Origin of the sequence: Staphylococcus sp. EG-SA-17 (assembly GCF_017151845.1) — a bacterium.
GTDB lineage: Bacteria > Bacillota > Bacilli > Staphylococcales > Staphylococcaceae > Staphylococcus > Staphylococcus aureus.
The window spans coordinates 1-246 of sequence record NZ_JACVZO010000170.1; the positions used below are offsets into that span (position 1 = coordinate 1).

Sequence of the window (246 nt, forward strand, 5' to 3'; positions counted from 1 at the left end):
TTCTTAACATCTCCATAGTCCTTTGCACCTTGACCTCCAGCTAAGTAATTCATTGCTACTGGCATTAAATTGATACCAATGATAGTAACAACACTACCCGTTACTACTGGTGGGAAGAATTTTACAAAGATGCACAACTGGATTTATTAAGAGTATTGCCATATTAATTGGACTCGTTTTAGGAACGATAGGCGCTGGCTTACTTGGGATGGTCGATATTAATCAAGTCAATCATGCCGGTTGGTT

At 39.0% G+C, this 246-nt stretch carries 2 pseudogenes; one reads left to right on the plus strand and one right to left on the minus strand.

What is annotated here, in order from left to right:
• Positions 1-125 (minus strand): annotated as a pseudogene (locus tag IDG65_RS14600) (solute carrier family 23 protein); the annotation flags it as partial.
• Between IDG65_RS14600 and IDG65_RS14605 the strand changes: the two are divergent.
• A pseudogene (locus IDG65_RS14605) lies at positions 119-246 on the plus strand (hypothetical protein); the annotation flags it as partial. The pseudogenes IDG65_RS14600 and IDG65_RS14605 sit on opposite strands and share 7 nt — an antisense overlap.